A 22,258-nucleotide genomic window follows, 5' to 3' on the forward strand; every position below is an offset into this window, starting at 1 on the left:
TATGGATTTAGGATTAGTATCAATAGTTATACCTACATTTAATTCCGCTCCATTTATTGCCGAAGCGATTCAGTCTGTCCAAAATCAAACCTATGCCAATTGGGAAATTATTGTAGTTGATGATGGCTCCACGGATGGCTCTGTCGCAATTATCTCTGAATTTCAGGCTAGTGATAATCGCATACAACTCTATAAATTGCGAGTAAACTCTGGTACTGGTATAGCTCGAAATTTAGGCGTAGAAAAAGCGAAAGGGAAATACATTGCCTTTTTAGATTCCGATGATCTATGGAAACCACATAAATTAGAAAAACAAATTCAGTGGATGCTTACTCATCAAATACCTTTTACCTTTTCGTTTTATGATTGTATAGACGAGCAAGGGCAACCACTGAATCGAGTAATTCAGGCTCCTAAAATTTTGACGTACAAACAGCTATTTTTTTGTAATTATGTAGGCAACCTTACGGGAATTTATGATGTAGATTTCTTTGGTAAATTGCCCATTTCGCCTATTAGAAAAAGACAAGATTGGATGTTGTGGCTTACTATTCTAAAAAAGATTAAAACAGTAAAACCAGTACCTGAAAGTTTAGCATCATACAGAATTAGATCTAATTCGATTTCAACAGCAAAGATCAATTTGCTTCAGTATAATTATGCGGTTTACAAACAATATCACGGATACAAGACGTTAGTTTCAGCCTTATGCATGCTTGTTTTTTTGTGGAATCAAATTCTTATAAAACCAAGGTACAGTAAAACCATTAAAGCAAGGACCTAAACTGTTTTAATTTACCACGATTTGTTCTTTCTAAGAAGTCTCTTTTGGTAAAAATAAAATGTAGGCCAGGTTCTAAATATAATGCAATGGCTTTCTCTATTTTCTGAATCTGTGAAGCATTTAACTCAGTCTCGCTGACGTAATCAATTTCAAAATGGTCATGGTTAGTTTGAGTGATAGCAAATTCTTTTACGTTGCCATCATCTTCAATAATACTTTTTGTTACGTAGTAAAACGTTAAACCTGCAGACTTTTTTCCGCTAGGGAGTAAAGCAATATCGTTTGTTCGGCCTATTAATCTTTTAAGAATGGGTTTTTGCAACGTGCTTTTTTCGTCAAGAATCCCAATATCACCAATGTCGTAACGTATAAAAGGATGTGCTTTATTGAAAAGGGAGGTGATTACAATGCGACCTTCTTGGCCGTAAGGCAACACGGTATCTTTTGCGTCTAGAATTTCTACAAAAAGCGTTTCTGCATTTACTTGCCATTCGCCCTCTTGGTTTTGAAAAGCAATTAAATCAAGTTCGGATGCTCCGTATTCATTAACTACTGGAATTCCAAATTGAGTTTCTAGCAATAGCTTATCTGCTTCAAAAAGCATTTCAGAGGTAACTATTACTACTTTTAAGCTGGGACAAATGGTTTTTAATAGTAGATTGTGTTGGCGTAAAAATTTGGCAAACAATACAATCGAACTAGTGTAACCGTTAATATAATCGAATTTTTCAGTTCGGAATTTGGCAACGATAGTTTCTAAAACAGCATCAGATAAATCGAAAATAGGAAAACGATACCGCTTGCCTAAAAAGTCTTTAAAACGTTCTTTTCGATATCCAATAAAATCTAGCGGAATGCCATAAAATCGCGCTTGATACGAGCTGTTAAAATCAATGTCAAACCAACCAAAACGATGTATATTAGAAGCCCAAGTAAGCGCGTGCGTATATTTATCTTTGGCAAAACTAAAAGGAGTTCCGCTTGAACCAGATGTTTTATTAGTATAGCTGTTATTGAGTGTAAAACCGTGAGACAATCTATTTTGTAGCGGTATTTGTAGGTCTTTCTTGGTCAGAACTGGCACATCCTCCCAATTTTCAAACGATGCTTTTTTGGTAAAATCACTGTAAAAAGGATTATGATTCAGATGAAAATGAAGTATTTCCCTTTTTTGATTTTCGGCGAAAGCCAAAAAATCATCTTCAGATAAGGTGATTATTTCCTGAAACTGTTTTTTTGCTTTCTGTATAGGAAAGCCATTAAGCTGCAAGGATAAATCAAAAAGACGAAGCATCAGTAATTTTATTTATTCAAAAATAGCGCTAATGTTGTTGGAATTGAAAGGATGGAACAACTTTTTAGAAATTAATTATTTTTTACGTGCAAAAGCAATTATTTTTGCAGCATTCCGTACAAAGGGATAAACAACTAAACAAACACACTACAGATGAATATTTTACTATTAGGATCAGGCGGAAGAGAGCATGCATTTGCATGGAAAATGGTTCAAAGTCCACTATGCGACACTCTATTTATGGCACCAGGAAATGCAGGAACTGCTACTATTGCTACTAATGTTGCGATTGCTGTTACTGATTTTGAGGCTTTAAAAGCTTTAGTAATTGAAAAAAACATCGAGATGGTAGTTGTGGGTCCTGAGGATCCGCTTGTACAAGGAATTTATGACTTTTTCCTAAATGACGCACAATTAAGTCATGTACCAGTTATTGGACCATCAAAATTAGGCGCTCAACTAGAAGGTAGTAAAGAATTTGCAAAAGAATTTTTAGTAAAGCACAATATTCCAACCGCTGCATATGATAGTTTTACTGCTGAAACTGTGGAGAAAGGATGTGCTTTTTTAGAAAAGTTGCAACCTCCATATGTTCTTAAAGCGGATGGTTTAGCTGCAGGAAAAGGCGTTTTGATTATTCATGATTTGGCAGAAGCCAAAGAGGAATTGAGAAACATGCTAGTGGGACAAAAATTTGGTGCAGCAAGCTCAAAAGTAGTTATCGAGGAATTTCTTGATGGTATCGAGTTAAGTTGCTTTGTGCTTACGGATGGCAAAAGTTATAAAATTTTACCAACAGCGAAGGATTACAAGCGCATAGGCGAGGGTGACACAGGATTGAACACAGGCGGAATGGGAGCTGTTTCTCCGGTACCTTACGTTGATGCTGTTTTGATGGAAAAAATCGAAACACGCATTGTAAAACCAACCATCGAAGGGTTTCAAAAAGACGGAATCCCCTATAAAGGATTTGTTTTTATTGGTTTGATTAATGTTAATAATGAACCCATTGTGATCGAATACAATGTGCGAATGGGTGATCCAGAAACAGAGGTTGTTATCCCAAGATTAAAAAATGATTTAGTTGAGTTGTTTTTGGCTGTAGCCAATGAAAAATTGGACACCATTACACTTGAAGTGGATGAACGAAGTGCAACAACTGTGATGTTAGTTTCTGGTGGTTATCCTGAAGCTTTTGAAAAAGGGAAAGTAATCACAGGTTTAGAAAATGTTGAAAACTCGATCGTTTTTCATGCAGGCACGAAACTGGATAACGGAAATATAGTGAGTAACGGAGGGCGCGTTATGGCGATAACGTCTTATGGTAGTTCATTTCAAGAAGCTTTGGCACAATCGTACCAAAATGTAGAAAAGATAAAATTTGATCAAATGAATTTCAGAAAAGATATCGGTTTTGATTTAGTGTAAAATCATACTCTTTGGACATAAAAAAAACGAATTGCATTTTAAAATGCAATTCGTTTTTTTATTTAAAACCTTTAGTTGTTTTTTTCTTATTTCAAGAATGAATGAGCAGTAGTATCTTGGTTTTCTGTTCCTGCCTCATCAAAAATTCTCAGTTGCTTGATCCAATATACCATTGCAGCTGCACAGATAATCATGAAAATCCAGTTAATTGTATTAGCTACAAACCAAGATGAAAGTTCTAATGAACGTAAAAAATCTAGAGGAGCAAATAAAATGTTTACAAATAGGTATTGAATTCCTTCAAAAAATGCTTTCATATCGTTAAAAATTAATTTGTTGTGTTTATTCCTCTAACCGTAAAAAACTCTTTTATTAAGAATCTTTTCAACTTGAGGGTTTACTTTTTAAACAAGTATTATATTTACAGTCACAAAAGTATAAAATATCCTTATGATTACAAGTGTTTTTAGAAAATCTACACCGTTAAATTTCTCTTTAGTAGTATTTTTGATACTAGTTTTCTTTTTTGTCTATCAATTTCACGATTCAAGCGGGGCTACTACACTTTTATTGTTGGCTGAAAAGTTTGGGATACTAGCTGTTTTGTTGGGATCTATTTTTATGACAAACTTTATTTCTAGAAAAAACGGTCTTAGTAAAGACAGTGCCTACACCGTTTTGTTTTACTTTTTACTTTTATTATTCTTTCCTTCTGTCTTGGATAATGTCAAGCTTGTACTCGCTAACTTTTTTATTCTTTTGGCCTTTCGACGTTTAATTTCGCTTCAATCTTTAAAGGCTTCAAAGGAGAAAATTTTTGATGCTTCTTTTTGGATCATCGTGGCGTCGCTGTTCCAATTTTGGAGTATTCTTTACTTGGTTTTAGTATTTATCTCTATCATTTTCCACGTTTCAAGAGATTACAGAAACTGGTTTTTACCTTTTATAGCATTTTTTGCGGTTGCCACTTTATTTCTACTCACGTCTTTACTATTTCAATTCAGTATACTAGACTATTTAGTTAGGGCAGTACGTGTTAGTTTTGAAATAAATTACTTTAAGAATAACTATGAAAACGGAGCTTTATCTATTTACGCTACAGCAGCTTTGTTTTTTGTAACCTCTATGCTAATTAGTTTATCTAATAGACCACAAGTTTTACATACCTCATTTAAAAAAGTAGTGGCCTCGTTTTTTATTGGTGTGCTAATTTTTATTGTTTCGGATAACAAGAGTAATGACTTACTTATTTTTACAGTTGCTCCTTTAGCAATTTTAGCGACTAGTCACATCGAAATTCCACAGCTAAAGTTAAAGCAGGAAATGGTGCTATTTGTGCTTATCGCCTGCAGTTTATTTGCTTTTTTCTCTCAATTATAATTTAGTTCCGTACGCTAAATCTCCTGCATCGCCTAGTCCTGGAACAATATAGCTGTGTTCATTCAGTTTTTCATCAAGATCAGCAACCCATAAGTGGCAATTATCTGGTAAATGTTGCTCGAGGTAAGCAATACCTTCAGGTGCAGCGATTACTACTGCAATATGAATAGCCTTGGGTGTACCTGTTTCCATCAACTTATTAAAAACGGCTACAATAGACTGGCCTGTGGCAAGCATTGGGTCTACAATTAGTAGGTATTTATCATTAAAATCAGCAATGGCTTGGTAGTCCACTTTTATCTCAAAATAATCATCGTTGTTAGGGTGGAATCTGAAAGCCGATACAAAACCATTTTCTGCTTGATCGAAATAATTTAAGAAACCCATATGTAAAGGTAGTCCGGCACGTAAAATAGAACCTATGACTAACTGATCTGAAATTTCAGTAGTTTTTTTTACTCCAAGCGGTGTTTCAATTGTTACCTCTTTATAATGCAATTCTTTACTCATCTCGTACGCCATGATTTCTCCAATGCGCTCAATATTACGTCTAAATCGCATACTGTCTTTGTGGACGTTTACGTTTCGAATTTGACCTAAAAAATGATTTAGTACACTGTTGTTTTCAGATAAATGATGAATTTGCATGATGGTATTTGTTATTATTTTTATTTTAATAATTGATTATCAAGTACTAAAGTAGATTTTGTAGGTGTAATTTTTTTATAAAAGTATAAAAAGTATCTTTGTATCTATAAAAATATAAAAGATGTTTTCAAAATTAGCCTATTCTGTTTTCGAGCAAAGTATCAAAGATTATCACCAGTTTGATAATGTGGATCAACCGATCAACAATCCCTTTCCTAAAGATAAATTTGAACACTTACTATATGTTAAGAATTGGATAGATACGGTACAATGGCATTTTGAAGATATTATTCGTGATCCTAATATTGATCCAGTAGCCGCTTTAACGCTAAAAAGAAGAATTGACGCCTCTAATCAAGAGCGTACCGATATGGTCGAATATATTGATAGTTATTTTTTGCAAAAATTTAGCGATGTAAAAGTCAGTGCTGATGCAAAGATTAATTCTGAAAGTCCTGCTTGGGCTTTTGATAGACTGTCCATTCTAGCTTTAAAAATTTATCACATGAGTGAGGAAGCAAATCGTGTAGAAGCTTCAGTAGAACACAGAGATAAATGCCAAGAAAAACTAAACATTTTGTTGGAGCAAAGAACAGATTTGTCTACGGCTATAGATGATTTATTATTGGCAATTGAAAATGGGGAAAAATTCATGAAAGTGTACAAACAAATGAAAATGTACAATGATGACGATTTGAACCCTGTATTGTACCAAAACAAAAAGTAATATGGCTAAGCCTTCTTTTTTTTCGAGTGAGCCTTTTTTTTTCAAGCTTATTTACGTCTTTTCCTTCATTGGGGCGTTATATGTGCTCTATGAAATCTTGTTTGTAAAAGAGGAGCAACATTCTGGGATAGCAATATATCTCGTAGTTCTTTTTGGATTATTTTTTTTGAGAATTACTTTAAAAAAAAATGCGATTAAAAGAAATTCTGAAAATTCTAATAGTGAAAAATAGTAGTTTGGCAACAAAATCTACACACATTGCCGTCATGCGACTGTCTGCCATGGGCGACGTTGCCATGACGGTTCCTGTTTTACGTGCTCTTGTTCAGCAACATCCTGAGGTACAGCTGACGATTATTTCTCGTCCCTTTTTTAAACCTTTTTTTGACGGAATTCCTAATCTTACTTTTTTTGCTTTCGACGAAAAAGAAAGACACAATGGTTTTTTAGGCTTAGTCCGATTGTTTAGGGATGTAAAGAAGCTTGACATTGACCTTTTTGCTGATTTTCATAACGTATTGCGATCTAAGATTGTCAGATCCCTTTTTGCCTTGAGCGGAAAAAAAATCGCATACACAGACAAAGGAAGATCAGATAAGAAAGCTTTGACAAGACCCGAAAATAAAGTATTTAAACCTTTACCAAGCATGTTCGATCGGCATGTAAAGGTTCTTGAAAAATTAGGCTTTAGCGTTGATTTATCTAATCCAATATTCCCCGAAAAAGCTGTTTTAAGTAATGAAGTTCGCCATATTATTGGTGGTTCAGAAACTAAATTAATAGGTATCGCACCTTTTGCGCAATATGATTCTAAGGTGTATCCACTTGATTATATGCAGGAAGTAATCGATCAACTTGCTGAACGTGAGAATTACAAAATCTTGCTTTTTGGAGGAGGAAAAAAAGAAATTGAAACCTTAGACTCATTAGCACATGGGAAACCAAATGTGGTTAACATGGCTGGAAAAATCAAATTTCAGCAGGAGCTAGAATTGATTAGTAATCTAGATATTATGCTCTCTATGGATTCGGGCAACGCGCACATTGCGGCTATGCTAGGTATAAATGTCATTACACTTTGGGGCGCTACGCACCCGTATGCTGGTTTTTTACCATTCAATCAAAGGGAACAAAATGCTTTAGTTTCTGATAGGAATTTGTTTCCTAAACTCCCTACTTCTGTCTACGGAAATAAAAAGGTGGAAGGCTATGAAGATGCAATGCGAACGATCGTTCCAAAAACAGTAGTTGATGCAATCATAAAAAAAATAAACCATTAAGAAACTAAGATTTAGTAAGGCTTGCCTTGGTCTTCATTTCTTAATGGTTTAATCTATTTTTAGCTATAGTATATTGATAAATTACAGCATACGTTTATTTAACTTATGTTTTTAAACATCATCAAAATCGACATAAATCGATTCTGATGTAGGATGTGCTTGACAACTTAGTATTAAACCATCAGCGATTTCCTTATCAGTTAAAATAGAATTTTTCTTCATCTCGGCAGTTCCGGATGTTACTCTACAAAGGCAACTGCTGCATATTCCGCCTTGGCATGAATAAGGAGCGTCAATTCCTTGCTTAAGTGCTGCATCTAGAATGGTTTGCTTTTGAGACATTTCAAAAGTAGTTTCCTCATCATCAACCATGATTGTGATTTTAGAATGTCCTCCTAAATCTTTAATTTCAGTAACTTGAGTTGAACTCGTGAAAAGTTCGAATTTGATAGCAGATTCTTTTACATTTTTTTCTTTCAAAACAGCCGAAACGGTATTGATCATATCCTCAGGTCCGCACAAGTAAAACTTATCAAATTCCAGTTCCTTGTGTTTATTGCTCAATACAAAATTCACCACGGATTTATCGATGCGTCCAAAAAGTGAGTCATCTACCTTAACTTTACTGTACACATAATGTACAAATAAGCGATTTACATATTGCAGGTGTAAGTCATGTAGTTGTTGATGAAAAATCGTGTCTTCGGGTGTTTTGTTTCCGTAAACCAAAACAAAAGTACTTTTAGGTTCGCTTTTTAAAACCGACTTTAGGATTGACAAAACAGGAGTGATTCCGCTTCCAGATACAAAGGCTGCATAATTTTTTTGACGATCTGCATCGGGAGTGAACGTAAATTTACCTTCAGGTGTTCCCACTTCTAGGACATCACCCGCTTTAAGTTTTGAATTAGCAAATTGAGAAAAAACACCATTTTGTACTGCTTTTACTGAAATACGCAATTCACCACTTTCAGGCGACGAGCAAATAGAATAAGCACGACGAATCTCTTGGCCGTCTAGTGTTAGTTTTATATTTACATATTGTCCAGCAACAAAAGTATAGTTGGGTTTTAGTTCTTCAGGAACATTAAAAAGTATAGAGATCGCCGCTGCAGTTTCTCTTTTTACTTCTTTTATAATTAATTTTAAAAATGAAGCCATGTTTTATTTTTTGTACAAATATACTAAACAGAATAGGTTTCTTAAATCAAAGCGTTTGAAAAATTTACATACCTAAAACTATTATGTATAAGAAACTTATGTATATTTGTTTTTCAAAATGAAATCGAAATGAAAAATTCACAATTATACAAGGGGAGTTTGAACACCATTATCATGAAATTGCTGGAGGAAAACGGCAAGATGTACGGTTATGAAATTACTCAAAAAGTAAAGGCCATTACAGCGGGTGAACTCAATATTACCGAAGGTGCTTTGTATCCCGCTTTGCATAAACTGGAGGCAGAGGGAATTCTGGATGTCGAAATTGCAAAGGTAGACAATCGCATGCGCAAGTATTATAAACTAACCGAAGCAGGGGAGAAGGAAACCGTGAATCGCTTATCAGAGCTAGAAGATTTTATTAGAAACATGCAAAGTTTAGTGAACCCAAAACCGAGTTTAGAATTTTAATTATTTAGAACATGCAATTAACAACCGAACAAATCTCTGCAATAAACGAAACCCTAGTTTTAAACGGTTTGGTCTACGATGATGTTAAAATGGAACTACTAGATCACATCGCTACAGAAATTGAGCAAGTAATGGATGATAAAGAAATACAATTTGAAGAGGCACTAAAAACAGCGTTCTCAAATTGGGAAGGGCAGTTACATGCTAGTACCTCTTTTTGGATTAGAGGAGATAAGTCTGTTCCGAAAATTATTATTCAAAAATCTTTACAAATGGTAAAGCGTATTTTTTTGATGGCATTCGGTTTTGGAATAGTCAGTGCAGCATTAGCAACTTTACTATTTAAAAGCTACCCTCAGCATGAGGTTGTTTTGATATTGAACGCCGTACTGCAGGTCGCTGGTGGAATTGGAATTCTATTGTTTATCTACTTTCAATACAGGCTTTGGCAATCCAAACAAAAATCGACTTATAGTTTTTTGTTTAATCGCAATGGTATTATTCAAATCATCAATTTAGCTGCAATTGCAACGGGTATATTTGAATTTAAAGGATATACTACTTTTACAGATTATCATTTTATGAGTGCTTTATTACCTATCATTTTTTTACTCGTTCCATTCTTCTACTTGAATGTGGCTTTCCAACACCTAAGATTTGAAAAAAAATTGAAATTATCATGCCGCTAACCAACCAACAAATAGAATACATCTCAGACTACATTGAATCGAAAGATATCAAGTGGTACGAATTACAAGTAGAACTCACAGATCACATGATCACAAGTATGGAAGAATTTTGGAAACAAAACCCTGAGTTAACTTTTGATCAAGTGAAAGACAATACGTTTGAAAAATTCAGCAAACCAGAATTGAAAGCAATTGAAAAAGAACGTACAAAAAATATAAGTAAAGAATTTTTTAAAACACAGCGACAGATGGTTCTGGAGTATTTAAAATTTCCTAAGATTTTTGCAAGCATCATTTTAACTTTAATTACGTTTAAACTATCTTTTTTATTCGATAATCCTCAAAAATATATTGCGATGTTGCTATCTTCATCAATAGTATTTTATTTTCCAATAATCTATAATAGTGTAAAAAACCGAAAGATTGATGGTAAGCGTTTTTTAACTGTTGAGCTAGGAACACCTGTTTTATCTATATTGTTTTTCCCAACAGTAACACTTAATGTTGCAACACAGTTAAAGCATGAAATAATTGCTTATCCCTATTTAGTATTTGTTTTTTGTGTGCTCTGGATGATAGGAAATTTATTTCTACTTACCGGACTTCACTTGCAAAAAAAGACATTTCAAAATGTCAAACAAAAATATCAAATGATCTAAAACTATCACAACACTAATTTGTCATGCTGAGGAACGAAGCATCTCAACAAAACAGGCAATTAATAATAAACTTAATAGTATGATAGAATTTCAGGAAGGGCATCATACCTATTATGTTTACATTCTCACCAACAAAGCAAAAACAGTTTTGTACACGGGTGTAACAAATAATTTAAGAGTAAGGTTAAATCAGCATAAAGAATCCTTGAATCCTGAATCGTTTACAGCAAAATATAACGTTCATTTTGTATTGTATTATGAAAAATTCACTTGGATACAGTTAGCAATTGCAAAAGAGAAAGAAATTAAAGGATGGAAAAGAGACAAAAAGATAGCATTAATAAAAGCAATAAATCCTGAGTTGCGTTTTCTTAATCATTTGTTTGAGTAAGAGTGAAAGCATAGATGCTTCGTTCCTCAGCATGACAAAAAATACACGAAGTAAAATAAAAATCAATACCAAATAACCTAACACTTTAGAATGCAACTAACCACTTCACAAATAGACCAGCTATTCATTTTTACGCGCCAGCATTATGTCGAATGGTATGACCTGCAATCAGAGCTTGTTGACCATTTAGCGAATGCTATAGAAACTGATTGGCAAGAGAATCCGACACTTTCCTTTGAGGCTGCTTTGAATAAAGAATTCAAGAAATTTGGTGTATTTGGTTTTATGGACGTTGTTGAAAAACGACAAGCTGCTTTGAGTAAAAAATACAATTCAATCGTTTGGCAGCATTTCAAAGATTTTTTTAGTGTTCCGAAAATTATTTTGACAGTAGCGATGACATTGACCTTGTTCACAATTTTGCAATTGAGTGCCGTTAAGGAATATATATTCTTTGGTTTTTATATCGTATTGATAGTAGGAATGTTTTACGAAATCTACAAAGGCTACCAAACAAGGAAAAATAAAAAACAAAGCGGAGAAAAACGCTGGCTGTTTGAGGAGATCATAAGTCATTATGGGAATTTTGCTGGAATTATAATACTACCTTTTAATATGATAACACAATTATTTAATCATTCTGATAGGTTGTTTAGTAATGAATACTGGACTATGGGTTTGAGCTTCTTTTTAGTATCACTTAGTTTATTCTTTTATATCATTTTTAAGATTATACCGTCTAAGGCTGAGAGTTATTTGTTAGCCACTTATCCCGAATATAAACTAGAAAAGCTGTAACGTTTTCCTACTTTAGTATACTTACCATACAACCAAAACAAACAAACCATGATTAAAAAATTCCTTTACCTCGAGTGGAAAGCTTTTTTTAGGTCGGCTTCCTTCGCAACTAATTTGGCTTTAAAAATCCTAATGGGTTTTGTAGCCGCTTATTTTATTATCATATTCCTACTCTTAGGAATCGGTGTTTTTTTTATTTTAAAGAAAGCCAACCTCGATCCGGTAGCGACGGTTAATAAATTCATGATTTATTACCTAATCGTCGATTTAATTTTCAGGTTACTTCTTCAAAAGATCCCAGTGATGAACATTCGACCTTTATTGATTTTCCCAATCAAGAAGTCGACAATCGTGCATTTCTCCTTGGGTAAAACAGCTTTGTCTTTTTTCAATATCATTCATGCTTTTTTTCTAATTCCGTTTAGTGTTGTTTTGATTATTCAAGGGTTCGATCCCATTGCAGTAGTATTGTGGTTCATTGCCATAGTTTCATTAATATACCTTAATAATTTCATCAATATAATCTTAAGTAACAAGGATAACTTGTTTGCTATTTTTGGTGCAATAGCTGCAACTCTTGCGGGGTTACATTACTACGGTTATTTTAATATTACGGATTATACGGCACCATTTTTCGATGCGCTTTTCAATACGTATTGGGCAGCAGCCATTCCAGTATTGGCATTAATAACAATGTATTATGTAACGTTTCAGTTTTTCAAAAGAAATCTATATCTCGATGCAGGACTTTCTCAAAAACACGACGTTGCCAAAACTGAAGATCTCGTTTGGTTAAACCAGTTTGGAACTATTGGTACGTTCTTAAAAAACGATATCAAATTAATCAAGAGAAACAAGCGTTCTAAAACGACAGTAGGACTAAGTATAATGTTTTTGTTCTACGGTTTTTTATTTTTTACTAATGGGATCGAAGCATATAACAATCCTATCATGCATATTTTTGCTGGGATTTTCGTTTCGGGTGGTTTCTTAATCACTTTTGGGCAATTTGTACCTAGTTGGGACAGTGCTTATTATCAATTGATGATGACTCAAAACATACCATACAAAGGCTACTTAAGTTCGAAGTGGTGGTTAATGGTTATTGCAACACTCGTTACTACACTAGTCGCATCCTTCTACCTTTATTTTGGATGGCAAACGTATTTAACTATTGTCGTTGGCGGAATTTATAACATTGGCGTTAACTCGCAACTGGTTCTTTTAGGTGGTGCGTATACTAAAACGCCTATAGATTTGAGTTCAGGTAAAGGTGCCTTTGGAGACAAAAAAGCATTTAACTTTAAAACCATGTTAATCTCTATTCCGCAGCTAGTACTACCGGTATTATTATACTGGTTGGGTTCTACTGTTGGAGATGCTACTATAGGTTTGGCATTAGTAGCTGCAGTAGGTGTGTTAGGTCTGGCCTTAAAAGGAAAGGTGTTTACTCAAATAGAAAAAATCTATAAATCAGAGAAATACGCTACCATAGCTGCTTACAAACAAAAAGGCTAAGTAGCCAGCAAAAAAACGACAAATCAGTTCAACAATAAAACTTATAAAGATGATTAAAGTAAACAATCTTTCAAAAAAATATAACGGTACAACCGTATTAAAAATCGATTCATTAGAAATTAAAAAAGGCGAAAGCTTCGGACTAGTAGGGAACAACGGAGCAGGAAAAACCACTTTCTTTAGTTTGTTATTGGATTTAATCCAGCCTACAACCGGAACCATCATCAATAATAGCGTGCAAGTCAATACGAGTGAGGCTTGGAAACCATTTACGGCATCCTTCCTAGATGAGAGTTTCCTAATCGGTTACCTAACTCCTGAGGAATATTTTTATTTCATAGGCGATTTACGAGGTCAAAATAAAGCTGATGTAGATGCCTTATTGGCTAAGCACGAAGAGTTTTTTAATGGAGAAATTCTAAAAAACAAAAAATATTTACGTGATTTATCAAAGGGAAACCAAAAGAAAGTAGGTATCATCGCAACACTTATTGGTAATCCCGAAGTAATTATTCTCGATGAACCTTTTGCAAATCTAGACCCCACAACACAGTTCCGACTTAAAAAAATAATCAAAGAACTAGCGGCTGATCCTAACGTGACCATATTAGTATCAAGTCACGATTTACTGCACACCGTTGAGGTAAGTGATAGAATTGTTGCCATGCACAAGGGCGAGGTGGTTAAGGACATCCAAACTTCACCAGAAACATTACAAGAATTAGAGCAATTTTTTGCAGTATAAAATTTTTATTAGGGCATGACCACGCTAATAAAAAGCGTGGTCGGGCTTTCATTCCCAATCTTTTTTATTTTGAAAATAAAATAAAAAAGGATTTCCATTGCATCCCTCATGCAAACGACAGAAATCAAATAAGTTCATATAATTTCTACATTCTCAAAAAGAAACGTATTTTTACCAGTTAGTATACTAAACAGCTTTTTTAAAAGTTTAATGTTAAAAACGTTTATCATTGAAAACCAATAGATTTAAATTCTCAATCCCTACTTTAGGACTGCTTCTTTTGGTAGCTTGTTCTACTAAGAACAATACTTTTTTATCGAGAAATTCACATGCCTTAAGTACAAAATACAATATTTTATATAATGGTCAAATAGGCTTAGATAAAGGAATTAAAGCTATTGAATCTGGTAATCAAGATGATTTTTGGCACAGGCTTCCTGTTGAAAGTATGTTAATAAATGAGGAAGTAGTAGGGACTGAAAAACCTAAAAATGCCGACTTTGAATTGGCGGAGACCAAAGCCACGAAAGCCATCCAAAAACACTCCATGAATATTGATGGTCTAGAAAAAAACTATCAAATTGACGAATCTTATTTGCTGTTAGGTAAGGCGAGATACTACGACCAACGTTTTATTCCCGCTCTCGATGCCTTTAATTACATTTTATACAAGTACCCAAACGGAAGTAATATATATGAGGCTAAAATTTGGCGAGAAAAAACCAATATGCGCTTAGGTAATGATGCCTTAGTAGTTACTAATATCTCAAGATTATTAAAAAACAGGGCACTAAGTAATCAAGTGTATGCAGATGCTCATGCATTGTTGTCCGAAGCTTTTTTAAATCTTGAGGAAAAAGATAGTGCTGTTGCTAAACTAAAAGTTGCGGCAGATTTTACTAAAAATAATCACGAACGCGCCCGCTATAAATTCATCTTAGGACAACTCTATGAAGAACTTGGGAAGACAGACAGTGCTCGTTATAGCTACGACCAGGTGATAAAAATGAATAGAAAATCCGATAGGAAATATGTTATTCAATCCCAGTTTAGAAAAGCACAATTGTTCGATTATCAAAAAGACGATACTTTGGCTTTCGTAAAAAAATTCAAAAAATTGTTGGCCGACCGTGAAAACCGACCTTTTCTGGGTCTTTTAAACCATCAAATGGGTGTTTTTTATGATAAACAAAACAAGCAAAAACAAGCTTTATCGTATTACGATATTTCATTAAACAAAGCAACTTCTGATGAGTACTTAGTTGCTTCAAATTATAGAAACATCGGAAACATCTATTTTAAAAATGCAAAGTATCCTGTTGCCGCTCAATATTATGACAGTACATTAGTAAAAATGAATCCTAAAACAAGGGAGTACATTCACATTCAAAAAGTACGAAAAGATTTAGACGAAGTTATTATTTATGAAGCAATCGCTAACCGCAATGATAGTATATTGAATGTAGTCGCTATGTCAGATTCTGGCCGAATCACTTATTTTGAAAACTATATTGAAAAACTAAAAGCAGCTGATGCAATAAAAAAAGCAGCTGAGGAAAAGTTAATGGAAAAACAAGCCAATGTTGATCGCAACAATATGGCGTCGAATTCAAACGGTGCTACAGCAGGTCAAAACGGGGTAAGTGCCCCAAAAAACGCACCTCTAGGACCTCCTTCTATGCCGGGATTTAATCCGGTAGAGAATCTCTTTTACTTTTACAATCCTACTACAGTAGCATTTGGAAAAGTAGAATTTAAAAAAACATGGGGCAACCGCAATGCAGCAGGAAATTGGCGACTTTCGTCCGCTGTGAGTACAAACTTTGGCACAACTGATTCTACAGCAGTAGTGATAGCTTCCAGAGTAGATAAAGAAATTAACGAAGAACAAATTGTAATTGAGGCATACACCGCTGACTTTTATTTAAAACAATTACCCACAAGTACTACTGAAATTGATAGTATTTCTAAAGAGCGTAACACAGCATACTACCAACTGGGATTGATTTACAAAGAAAAGTTTAAAGAGTATGAATTGGCTGCGAATAAGTTAGAAAGTCTGCTAAAAAACAATCCAGAGGAGAAATTGATTGTACCTACTCTTTATAATTTGTATAAAATTTATCAAATCATAGATCCTTCTAAAGCGGTAGCTATAAAAGAACGAATTAGCAGTCAATACCCTAATTCGCGTTATGCTTTGATTATAAATGATACCAATATAGATGAAGTTGCATTAACGAATAGTCCAGAGAATTTGTATAACGGCATTTACCAATTGTTTCGTGACGAAAACTTTACAGCTGTCTTAGGTAAAATAGATTCTTTAATTAGTCAATTATCTGGCGAGGAGATTGTAGCTAAGTTTGAGTTACTAAAAGCAAATGCTATTGGTAAACTACAGGGGCTAGCGGCATATAAAAATGCGCTACAATATGTAGCTGACAATTATTCAAATACTGAGGAAGGTAAAAAAGCAATAGAAATACTAGCAGATCAAATTCCGTTACTGGAAAAAATGGAGTTTAGTAAGGAGGACGGTAAGAGCTACAAATTAATGTACCAAGTTGTCTCTAAAGATGATCCTGCAGCAAAAGTAATCGAAGAAAAATTCAAGAAATTTTTAGCCACAGAGAATTTCCAAAAACTAACGATTACGTACGAGAACTATAGTGGCAACCAGACCTTTATTCTACTACAAGGATTTAAGTCAAAACAATATGCGAGTGATGTTGCAACTATTTTTCAAGAGAATAAAGAATTTAAAATAGTACAGCCAGCAATTCTAATTTCGAATGAAAATTATACGATAATTCAAATCAAGAAAAACTTGAGTGAATATTTAGAGTTTAATAAATAAGACTATGTTTAACAAACAAAAAAAGCCATACACAGATCTACTTGGTAAAACCAACAGAATTGTAGAAGGAACAGTCATAAAAGGAGATATCGTATCTCAAGCTGATTTCAGATTAGACGGAGAATTGATTGGTAATTTTCAATCTACTGGCAAATTAGTTATTGGACCTTCAGGAAGTGTTGTAGGAGAAGTGATTTGTAACAATGCTGATATTGAAGGCAAATACGACGGAACCATGCAGGTAATGGAATTGTTAAATGTCAAAGCAAAAGCGCGTATTCACGGACAAGTGACCGTTGGAAAGTTATCTGTTGAACCAGGTGCTGATTTTAGTGCAACCTGTACAATGAAACCTAATGTTAAAAAACTCATGCTAACTGATGGAAAAGAAGCCCAGCAAAAAACAAGCTAGTAAATGGTTGGCTCTTATTAACATTCCTATTCAAATGGGAGTTATCATTTTCCTATTTGCTTATCTAGGGAATTGGCTTGACGAGAATTATCCAAGTCCTAAAGTATACTACATCAAGATTCTTGTTATGGTGGGAGTTGCTCTCGCTTTGTATAATGTTCACAGACAAGTCAGCGAAATTAATAAATCACAATAAATAGCTTTTAGGTCATTTATTATTAAAAAAATCAATGGGAATACAAAGTTTTAAACCATTACTTTATTTAACGGGAATAGTTTTCCTTGTTTATGGTATGCATAAAATAGTTTTCCATCTTTTAGCAATCGATACTATTGATTTTCATTATTCCCTAGAGAGGCTCTACTTGTTTTTTTACATTTTATCATTTATTGTATTTATAATCTTATTAAAGGTAAAAGAGAAAAGTTTTGATAACATTGGAATGTCCTTTTTATTAAGCACGAGTGTAAAAATGATTTTTTGTTTTTTACTTTTAAAACCCATTCTAAAGACGGCAACTGAAGAAAATACATTAGAGAAAATGAATTTTTTCGTGGTTTTTATACTATTTTTAGCAATTGAGACTATTTTAACAATCCGTTTATTAAATGAAAAGCAATAAAAGGACTTTCATGATCAAAACAAATGAAAATAATTTTTCATATGCTTTTGCGTATAAATAAAAAATGTACCTTTGCACCAAATTTTAGAAACGTTAAAAAATTAAGATATTTAAAAGATATGGTAATTTCAAATAAACCGCTTAGATTTATTATCGCAACATTCGTTGCCTGTCTTCCATTGATGAGTTTTGCTAATCAAGAGGTTGACTCTACACAAGTACATGTAGAAGCAAGTCACGAGCAAGTTGCTGAAGGGCACGGTGAGGGAACTCATGCAGAACCAACAGACGTAAAATCTAAAATAAAAGCGTTTATCGGTCATCACGTTTTAGATTCTCACGATTTTTCATTTACACAAGATGATGAAACAGGAGAAGCGTGGAGTGTGGCTTTACCAGTTGTTTTATGGGATGAAGGTTTACATACTTTCTCTTCGGCTAAATTTCACCACGGTAAAGAAGTGGCAGAGTCTAATGGTAATTATTACGCGATTAATCATTATGATGGTAAAATTTACAGAACTGATGCTGCGGGAACAATTACTGAAAATGAAGAAACAGGTTTTCCTACTAACGTAAGACCAATAGATTTTTCTATTACAAAAACAGTAGTTTCTATCTTAATAGCTGCTATACTAATGGTACTCTTATTTAGTTCTTTAGCTAAGTCGTATGCTAAAAATGGTGGAATTGCAAAAGGGCCAGGACGTATCTTTGAACCATTAGTAGTTTACATACGTGACGAAATCGCTATCCCTAATATTGGAGAGAAAAACTACAAAAGATACATGAGTTATTTATTAACGATATTTTTCTTTGTATTGTTCTTGAATATTTTTGGATTAACGCCGCTAGGTATTAATGCAACAGGAAATTTATCTATTACTTTTGCTTTAGCTTTAATCACATTTTTAATCACAAACCTTACTGCTAACAGACATTATTGGGGACACATTTTCTGGATGCCAGGTGTGCCGAAACCAATGCGTATAATATTAGCACCAATTGAATTGTTGGGAGTATTCATTAAGCCATTCTCTTTAATGATACGTTTGTATGCAAATATTTTTGCAGGACACATTGTATTAATGAGTATCATCGGTTTAATGTTCATATTTAAAAGTTGGTTAGGAAGTAGTTTATCATTCGGATTGGCATTCTTGCTTTCTATACTTGAAATTTTAGTAGCATTTTTACAAGCTTATATTTTCACAATGTTATCAGCACTTTATTTTGGTTCGGCTGTTCAAGAACACCACCACGACGAGGCGCACTAAGTCAAATTCTCTAAAACAATAAGTATTTAAGTCACATTCGACTTTTTGACCTTTGACTTTTAGGCTTAAATTGTATGTTTAATTTTTAATATATATATCATGGAAATTCCACAAATCATTGGAGCAGGGTTAATCGTTATCGGAGCAGGATTAGGTATTGGTAAAATTGGTAGTTCAGCAATGGACGCTATTGCTCGTCAACCAGAAGCTTCAGGAAAGATCCAAACAGCTATGCTTATTGCAGCTGCACTTATTGAAGGTATTGGTTTCGCAGCGTTATTCGCTTCTTAATTAAAGACAAAAAAAACAATAGTTGCAACGGTTGGTTGTAACTATTGTTTTTAAAATTTAAACATTACGATTGCAGGAATGCAATTAAAATTAGAACATAAAATTTATAATCATATATAATGGAAAAGTTAATAAATCAGTTTGAGTTTGGTTTGTTTTTTTGGCAGATTTTAATATTTGTTGGATTAGTTTTATTATTGAAAAAATTTGCTTGGAAACCAATTCTTGATGCGGTAAACGAAAGAGAAGATGGAATCAAAAACGCATTACTTTCTGCTGAAAATGCAAAGAAAGAAATGTTAGACCTTCAAGCAGACAACCAACGTATTTTGCAAGAAGCTAGATTAGAGCGTGACACTATGCTTAAGGAAGCTCGTGAAATGAAAGAAAAAATGGTTGCTGACGCAAAAAACGAAGCACAAGTACAAGGAGCAAAAATGATCGAGCAAGCGAAAGCAGCTATCGAGAGTGAAAAAAATGGTGCTGTAGCTGAATTAAAAGCGCAAGTTGCTACTTTATCTTTAAGTATTGCAGAGAAATTATTGAAAGAAGAATTATCTAACAAAGAGTCTCAAACTAAATTAGTAGAGAAATTGTTAGGCGACGTAAAGTTAAACTAAGCAATTATGGCAGGTACAAGAGCGGCAATTCGTTATGCAAAAGCAATTCTAGACTTAGCAAACTCAAAAGGAGTTGCTGAAGCTGTTGATACAGACATGAAATCAATTGCTTTAACAATTAGTTCAAACGAGGAATTAAATACTTTTATCCAAAACCCAACTACTAGAGTTGAAGTGAAGGAAAAAGCACTTGTTGAAATTTTTGCAAGCGTTAATGGAGTTACTAAAGGTTTGTTTCATTTATTATTTGAAAACAAGCGTTTTGAAATCCTAGAAGCAATTGCAACAGAGTATGTAAAATTATTTGATGAAAGCAATGGTATTGAAGTAGCCAAAGTAACTACTGCATTTCCAATGGATGCTGCACTTGAAGCGCAAGTTTTAGCTTCGATTGCAAAATTGTCAGATAAGAAAATCACAATTGAAAAGCATATAGATCCTTCAATCATTGGAGGTTTTATCTTAAGAATAGGTGACAAGCAGTACAATGCTTCTGTTGCTAACAGATTACAAGTATTAAAAAAAGAGTTAAGTAATTAGTTTTATCACACATTAGTGTCTAAATTATAAATTAAGATGGCAGAAATTAAACCAGCTGAAATTTCAGCAATATTAAGAAAGCAAGTAGAAGGTTTTGAATCTGGTGCTACGCTAGAGGAAGTAGGAACAGTACTTCAAGTTGGAGATGGTATTGCTCGTATCTACGGGTTATCTAATGTACAATACGGAGAGTTAGTAGAATTCGAAAATGGTCTTGAGGCTATTGTTTTGAACCTTGAAGAAGACAATGTTGGTGTGGTACTTTTAGGACCATCAACAGGAATCAAAGAAGGATCTACTGCAAAAAGAACACAACGTATCGCTTCTCTTAAAGCAGGAGAACAAATGGTAGGACGTGTAGTAAACACACTTGGTTTTCCTATCGACGGAAAAGGACCAATTGGAGGTGACTTATACGAAATGCCGTTAGAAAGAAAAGCTCCTGGAGTTATCTTCCGTCAACCAGTTACTGAGCCATTACAAACAGGAGTAAAAGCAGTTGATGCTATGATCCCAGTTGGTAGAGGACAACGTGAGCTAGTTATTGGTGACCGTCAAACAGGTAAATCAACGGTTTGTATCGATACTATCTTAAATCAAAAAGAATTTTACGATGCAGGGAAACCTGTTTACTGTATATATGTTGCAATTGGACAAAAAGCGTCTACTGTAGCAGGAATTGCTAAAATGTTAGAAGAAAAAGGAGCAATGGCTTATACCATTATTGTTGCTGCTAATGCTTCTGATCCAGCTCCTATGCAAGTGTATGCTCCTTTCGCAGGTGCTGCAATTGGTGAGTATTTTAGAGATTCAGGTCGTCCAGCTTTAATTGTTTATGATGATTTATCTAAGCAAGCTGTTGCTTACCGTGAGGTTTCTCTTTTATTAAGAAGACCACCGGGACGTGAGGCATATCCTGGAGACGTTTTCTACTTACACTCTCGTTTATTAGAGCGTGCTTGTAAGGTGATTGCTGATGATGGAATTGCAAGAAACATGAATGATTTACCAGATTCTCTTAAAGGAATTGTTAAAGGTGGTGGTTCATTAACAGCTTTACCAATTATCGAAACACAAGCAGGTGACGTTTCTGCATATATCCCAACAAACGTAATCTCGATTACTGATGGTCAAATTTTCTTGGATGGAGATTTGTTTAACTCTGGGGTTCGTCCAGCAATTAACGTAGGTATCTCGGTATCTCGTGTTGGAGGTAATGCTCAAATTAAATCTATGAAAAAAGTATCAGGTACTTTAAAATTAGACCAAGCACAATTCCGTGAATTGGAAGCGTTTGCAAAATTTGGTTCTGATCTTGATGCCGTTACGTTAAATGTAATTGAAAAAGGAAAAAGAAACGTTGAGATCTTGAAACAAGGTTTAAATGATCCTTATACTGTTGAAGACCAAGTAGCTATTATCTACGCGGGTTCTAAAAACTTATTGAAAAATGTTCCTGTGAACAAAGTAAAAGAGTTCGAGAAAGATTTCTTAGAATTTTTGAACGCGAAACACAGACCAACATTAGATGCTTTAAAAGCAGGTAAGTTAACAGATGAAATTACAGATGTAATTCAAACTGTAGCAAAAGAAGTTTCAGCAAAATATAACTAAAAAGTACTAAGTAAGGAGTATTAAGTATCAAGATTATCACGATACTTA

The 22,258-nt window shown here is 34.1% G+C and carries 25 protein-coding genes; 21 read left to right on the forward strand and 4 right to left on the reverse strand.

Annotated elements, in window-relative coordinates; genetic code table 11:
- Position 1: 1 nt before the first annotated feature.
- The gene (locus H8R22_RS02705) at positions 2-784 is read left to right on the forward strand and encodes a glycosyltransferase family 2 protein (RefSeq protein WP_187009061.1); all 783 of its coding nucleotides are present in this window, start codon (positions 2-4) and stop codon (positions 782-784) included.
- Here the strand turns inward: H8R22_RS02705 and H8R22_RS02710 are convergent.
- Positions 768-2,078 carry a phenylacetate--CoA ligase family protein gene (locus H8R22_RS02710; protein WP_187009060.1) on the reverse strand — a complete coding sequence of 437 codons (1,311 nt, stop codon included), beginning with the start codon at positions 2,076-2,078 and terminating at the stop codon, positions 768-770. The two genes, H8R22_RS02705 and H8R22_RS02710, sit on opposite strands and share 17 nt — an antisense overlap.
- Before the next feature lie 153 nt (positions 2,079-2,231).
- Between H8R22_RS02710 and purD the strand changes: the two genes are divergently transcribed.
- Positions 2,232-3,506, forward strand: coding sequence for a phosphoribosylamine--glycine ligase (gene purD, locus H8R22_RS02715; protein WP_187009059.1), 1,275 nt, complete (start codon positions 2,232-2,234; stop codon positions 3,504-3,506).
- 86 nt (positions 3,507-3,592) lie between these two features.
- Here purD and H8R22_RS02720 read toward each other — a convergent pair whose 3' ends face one another.
- Positions 3,593-3,823 (reverse strand): DUF6341 family protein, encoded by a 231-nt coding sequence (locus H8R22_RS02720; protein ID WP_187009058.1) that lies wholly within the window; start codon positions 3,821-3,823, stop codon positions 3,593-3,595.
- Positions 3,824-3,956: 133 nt separating this feature from the next.
- On the opposite strand from H8R22_RS02720, the gene H8R22_RS02725 reads away from it, so the two are divergent.
- The gene (locus H8R22_RS02725; RefSeq protein ID WP_187009057.1) at positions 3,957-4,886 is read left to right on the forward strand and encodes a DUF6427 family protein; all 930 of its coding nucleotides are present in this window, start codon (positions 3,957-3,959) and stop codon (positions 4,884-4,886) included.
- On the opposite strand, the gene upp is transcribed toward H8R22_RS02725, so the two are convergent.
- Complete coding sequence (upp, locus tag H8R22_RS02730) at positions 4,881-5,534, reverse strand: uracil phosphoribosyltransferase (protein ID WP_187009056.1); 654 nt, start codon at positions 5,532-5,534, stop codon at positions 4,881-4,883. The genes H8R22_RS02725 and upp overlap by 6 nt on opposite strands.
- A gap of 121 nt (positions 5,535-5,655) precedes the next feature.
- Here upp and H8R22_RS02735 point away from each other — a divergent pair, with 121 nt between their 5' ends.
- Together H8R22_RS02735 and H8R22_RS02740 are read left to right on the forward strand one after the other, a co-directional pair.
- Positions 5,656-6,261 (forward strand): DUF4254 domain-containing protein, encoded by a 606-nt coding sequence (locus H8R22_RS02735; RefSeq protein ID WP_187009055.1) that lies wholly within the window; start codon positions 5,656-5,658, stop codon positions 6,259-6,261.
- A gap of 266 nt (positions 6,262-6,527) precedes the next feature.
- On the forward strand, positions 6,528-7,541 hold the full coding sequence (locus tag H8R22_RS02740; protein ID WP_187009598.1) for a glycosyltransferase family 9 protein: 1,014 nt from the start codon (positions 6,528-6,530) through the stop codon (positions 7,539-7,541).
- Positions 7,542-7,652: 111 nt separating this feature from the next.
- On the opposite strand, the gene H8R22_RS02745 is transcribed toward H8R22_RS02740, so the two are convergent.
- Positions 7,653-8,702: a ferredoxin--NADP reductase gene (locus tag H8R22_RS02745; RefSeq protein ID WP_187009054.1), complete on the reverse strand. Its 1,050-nt coding sequence runs from the start codon at positions 8,700-8,702 to the stop codon at positions 7,653-7,655.
- Between the two features lie 129 nt (positions 8,703-8,831).
- Between H8R22_RS02745 and H8R22_RS02750 the strand changes: the two genes are divergently transcribed.
- From H8R22_RS02750 to atpA, 16 genes are all read left to right on the forward strand, one after another.
- Positions 8,832-9,173: a PadR family transcriptional regulator gene (locus tag H8R22_RS02750; RefSeq protein WP_026708801.1), complete on the forward strand. Its 342-nt coding sequence runs from the start codon at positions 8,832-8,834 to the stop codon at positions 9,171-9,173.
- Between the two features lie 11 nt (positions 9,174-9,184).
- Positions 9,185-9,862, forward strand: coding sequence for a hypothetical protein (locus H8R22_RS02755; RefSeq protein ID WP_187009053.1), 678 nt, complete (start codon positions 9,185-9,187; stop codon positions 9,860-9,862).
- Between the two features lie 98 nt (positions 9,863-9,960).
- Positions 9,961-10,521: a hypothetical protein gene (locus H8R22_RS02760; protein WP_225875979.1), complete on the forward strand. Its 561-nt coding sequence runs from the start codon at positions 9,961-9,963 to the stop codon at positions 10,519-10,521.
- A gap of 79 nt (positions 10,522-10,600) precedes the next feature.
- Positions 10,601-10,912 (forward strand): GIY-YIG nuclease family protein, encoded by a 312-nt coding sequence (locus H8R22_RS02765; protein WP_187009051.1) that lies wholly within the window; start codon positions 10,601-10,603, stop codon positions 10,910-10,912.
- A 90-nt stretch (positions 10,913-11,002) separates the two neighbouring features.
- Positions 11,003-11,710 (forward strand): hypothetical protein, encoded by a 708-nt coding sequence (locus H8R22_RS02770; protein WP_187009050.1) that lies wholly within the window; start codon positions 11,003-11,005, stop codon positions 11,708-11,710.
- A 48-nt stretch (positions 11,711-11,758) separates the two neighbouring features.
- Positions 11,759-13,228 (forward strand): DUF5687 family protein, encoded by a 1,470-nt coding sequence (locus tag H8R22_RS02775; protein WP_187009049.1) that lies wholly within the window; start codon positions 11,759-11,761, stop codon positions 13,226-13,228.
- Positions 13,229-13,277: 49 nt separating this feature from the next.
- A complete protein-coding gene (locus H8R22_RS02780; protein WP_187009048.1) occupies positions 13,278-13,973 on the forward strand; it encodes an ABC transporter ATP-binding protein in 696 nt (231 codons plus the stop codon).
- A 229-nt stretch (positions 13,974-14,202) separates the two neighbouring features.
- Entirely contained in the window at positions 14,203-16,833 is a 2,631-nt protein-coding gene (gene porW, locus H8R22_RS02785; protein WP_187009047.1) for a type IX secretion system periplasmic lipoprotein PorW/SprE, read from the forward strand.
- A 4-nt stretch (positions 16,834-16,837) separates the two neighbouring features.
- Positions 16,838-17,245 carry a bactofilin family protein gene (locus tag H8R22_RS02790; RefSeq protein WP_187009046.1) on the forward strand — a complete coding sequence of 136 codons (408 nt, stop codon included), beginning with the start codon at positions 16,838-16,840 and terminating at the stop codon, positions 17,243-17,245.
- Positions 17,214-17,441: an AtpZ/AtpI family protein gene (locus H8R22_RS02795; RefSeq protein WP_187009045.1), complete on the forward strand. Its 228-nt coding sequence runs from the start codon at positions 17,214-17,216 to the stop codon at positions 17,439-17,441. Before H8R22_RS02790 ends, H8R22_RS02795 begins: the two co-directional genes overlap by 32 nt.
- A 34-nt stretch (positions 17,442-17,475) precedes the next feature.
- A complete protein-coding gene (locus H8R22_RS15575; RefSeq protein ID WP_222616885.1) occupies positions 17,476-17,868 on the forward strand; it encodes a DUF6168 family protein in 393 nt (130 codons plus the stop codon).
- Positions 17,869-17,987: 119 nt separating this feature from the next.
- Positions 17,988-19,145, forward strand: coding sequence for a F0F1 ATP synthase subunit A (atpB, locus tag H8R22_RS02800; RefSeq protein ID WP_187009044.1), 1,158 nt, complete (start codon positions 17,988-17,990; stop codon positions 19,143-19,145).
- 99 nt (positions 19,146-19,244) lie between these two features.
- Positions 19,245-19,436: an ATP synthase F0 subunit C gene (atpE, locus tag H8R22_RS02805; RefSeq protein WP_170111537.1), complete on the forward strand. Its 192-nt coding sequence runs from the start codon at positions 19,245-19,247 to the stop codon at positions 19,434-19,436.
- Positions 19,437-19,555: 119 nt separating this feature from the next.
- Entirely contained in the window at positions 19,556-20,056 is a 501-nt protein-coding gene (locus tag H8R22_RS02810) for a F0F1 ATP synthase subunit B (RefSeq protein ID WP_187009043.1), read from the forward strand.
- Positions 20,057-20,062: 6 nt separating this feature from the next.
- Positions 20,063-20,596 (forward strand): ATP synthase F1 subunit delta, encoded by a 534-nt coding sequence (gene atpH / locus H8R22_RS02815; RefSeq protein ID WP_187009042.1) that lies wholly within the window; start codon positions 20,063-20,065, stop codon positions 20,594-20,596.
- Between the two features lie 36 nt (positions 20,597-20,632).
- Entirely contained in the window at positions 20,633-22,210 is a 1,578-nt protein-coding gene (gene atpA / locus H8R22_RS02820; protein WP_187009041.1) for a F0F1 ATP synthase subunit alpha, read from the forward strand.
- Positions 22,211-22,258 lie beyond the last annotated feature (48 nt).

Source organism: Flavobacterium kayseriense (assembly GCF_014305095.1).
GTDB classification, from domain to species: domain Bacteria; phylum Bacteroidota; class Bacteroidia; order Flavobacteriales; family Flavobacteriaceae; genus Flavobacterium; species Flavobacterium kayseriense.

Bases quoted from the DNA above. Each gene is read 5' to 3' on its own strand.
- H8R22_RS02705 (WP_187009061.1), top strand. From the start codon at position 2: ATGGATTTAGGATTAGTATCAATAGTTATACCTACATTTAATTCCGCT.
- H8R22_RS02710 (WP_187009060.1), bottom strand. From the start codon at position 2,078: ATGCTTCGTCTTTTTGATTTATCCTTGCAGCTTAATGGCTTTCCTATA.
- purD (WP_187009059.1), top strand. From the start codon at position 2,232: ATGAATATTTTACTATTAGGATCAGGCGGAAGAGAGCATGCATTTGCA.
- H8R22_RS02720 (WP_187009058.1), bottom strand. From the start codon at position 3,823: ATGAAAGCATTTTTTGAAGGAATTCAATACCTATTTGTAAACATTTTA.
- H8R22_RS02725 (WP_187009057.1), top strand. From the start codon at position 3,957: ATGATTACAAGTGTTTTTAGAAAATCTACACCGTTAAATTTCTCTTTA.
- upp (WP_187009056.1), bottom strand. From the start codon at position 5,534: ATGCAAATTCATCATTTATCTGAAAACAACAGTGTACTAAATCATTTT.
- H8R22_RS02735 (WP_187009055.1), top strand. From the start codon at position 5,656: ATGTTTTCAAAATTAGCCTATTCTGTTTTCGAGCAAAGTATCAAAGAT.
- H8R22_RS02740 (WP_187009598.1), top strand. From the start codon at position 6,528: ATGCGACTGTCTGCCATGGGCGACGTTGCCATGACGGTTCCTGTTTTA.
- H8R22_RS02745 (WP_187009054.1), bottom strand. From the start codon at position 8,702: ATGGCTTCATTTTTAAAATTAATTATAAAAGAAGTAAAAAGAGAAACT.
- H8R22_RS02750 (WP_026708801.1), top strand. From the start codon at position 8,832: ATGAAAAATTCACAATTATACAAGGGGAGTTTGAACACCATTATCATG.
- H8R22_RS02755 (WP_187009053.1), top strand. From the start codon at position 9,185: ATGCAATTAACAACCGAACAAATCTCTGCAATAAACGAAACCCTAGTT.
- H8R22_RS02760 (WP_225875979.1), top strand. From the start codon at position 9,961: ATGGAAGAATTTTGGAAACAAAACCCTGAGTTAACTTTTGATCAAGTG.
- H8R22_RS02765 (WP_187009051.1), top strand. From the start codon at position 10,601: ATGATAGAATTTCAGGAAGGGCATCATACCTATTATGTTTACATTCTC.
- H8R22_RS02770 (WP_187009050.1), top strand. From the start codon at position 11,003: ATGCAACTAACCACTTCACAAATAGACCAGCTATTCATTTTTACGCGC.
- H8R22_RS02775 (WP_187009049.1), top strand. From the start codon at position 11,759: ATGATTAAAAAATTCCTTTACCTCGAGTGGAAAGCTTTTTTTAGGTCG.
- H8R22_RS02780 (WP_187009048.1), top strand. From the start codon at position 13,278: ATGATTAAAGTAAACAATCTTTCAAAAAAATATAACGGTACAACCGTA.
- H8R22_RS02790 (WP_187009046.1), top strand. From the start codon at position 16,838: ATGTTTAACAAACAAAAAAAGCCATACACAGATCTACTTGGTAAAACC.
- H8R22_RS02795 (WP_187009045.1), top strand. From the start codon at position 17,214: ATGGAAAAGAAGCCCAGCAAAAAACAAGCTAGTAAATGGTTGGCTCTT.
- H8R22_RS15575 (WP_222616885.1), top strand. From the start codon at position 17,476: ATGGGAATACAAAGTTTTAAACCATTACTTTATTTAACGGGAATAGTT.
- atpB (WP_187009044.1), top strand. From the start codon at position 17,988: ATGGTAATTTCAAATAAACCGCTTAGATTTATTATCGCAACATTCGTT.
- atpE (WP_170111537.1), top strand. From the start codon at position 19,245: ATGGAAATTCCACAAATCATTGGAGCAGGGTTAATCGTTATCGGAGCA.
- H8R22_RS02810 (WP_187009043.1), top strand. From the start codon at position 19,556: ATGGAAAAGTTAATAAATCAGTTTGAGTTTGGTTTGTTTTTTTGGCAG.
- atpH (WP_187009042.1), top strand. From the start codon at position 20,063: ATGGCAGGTACAAGAGCGGCAATTCGTTATGCAAAAGCAATTCTAGAC.
- atpA (WP_187009041.1), top strand. From the start codon at position 20,633: ATGGCAGAAATTAAACCAGCTGAAATTTCAGCAATATTAAGAAAGCAA.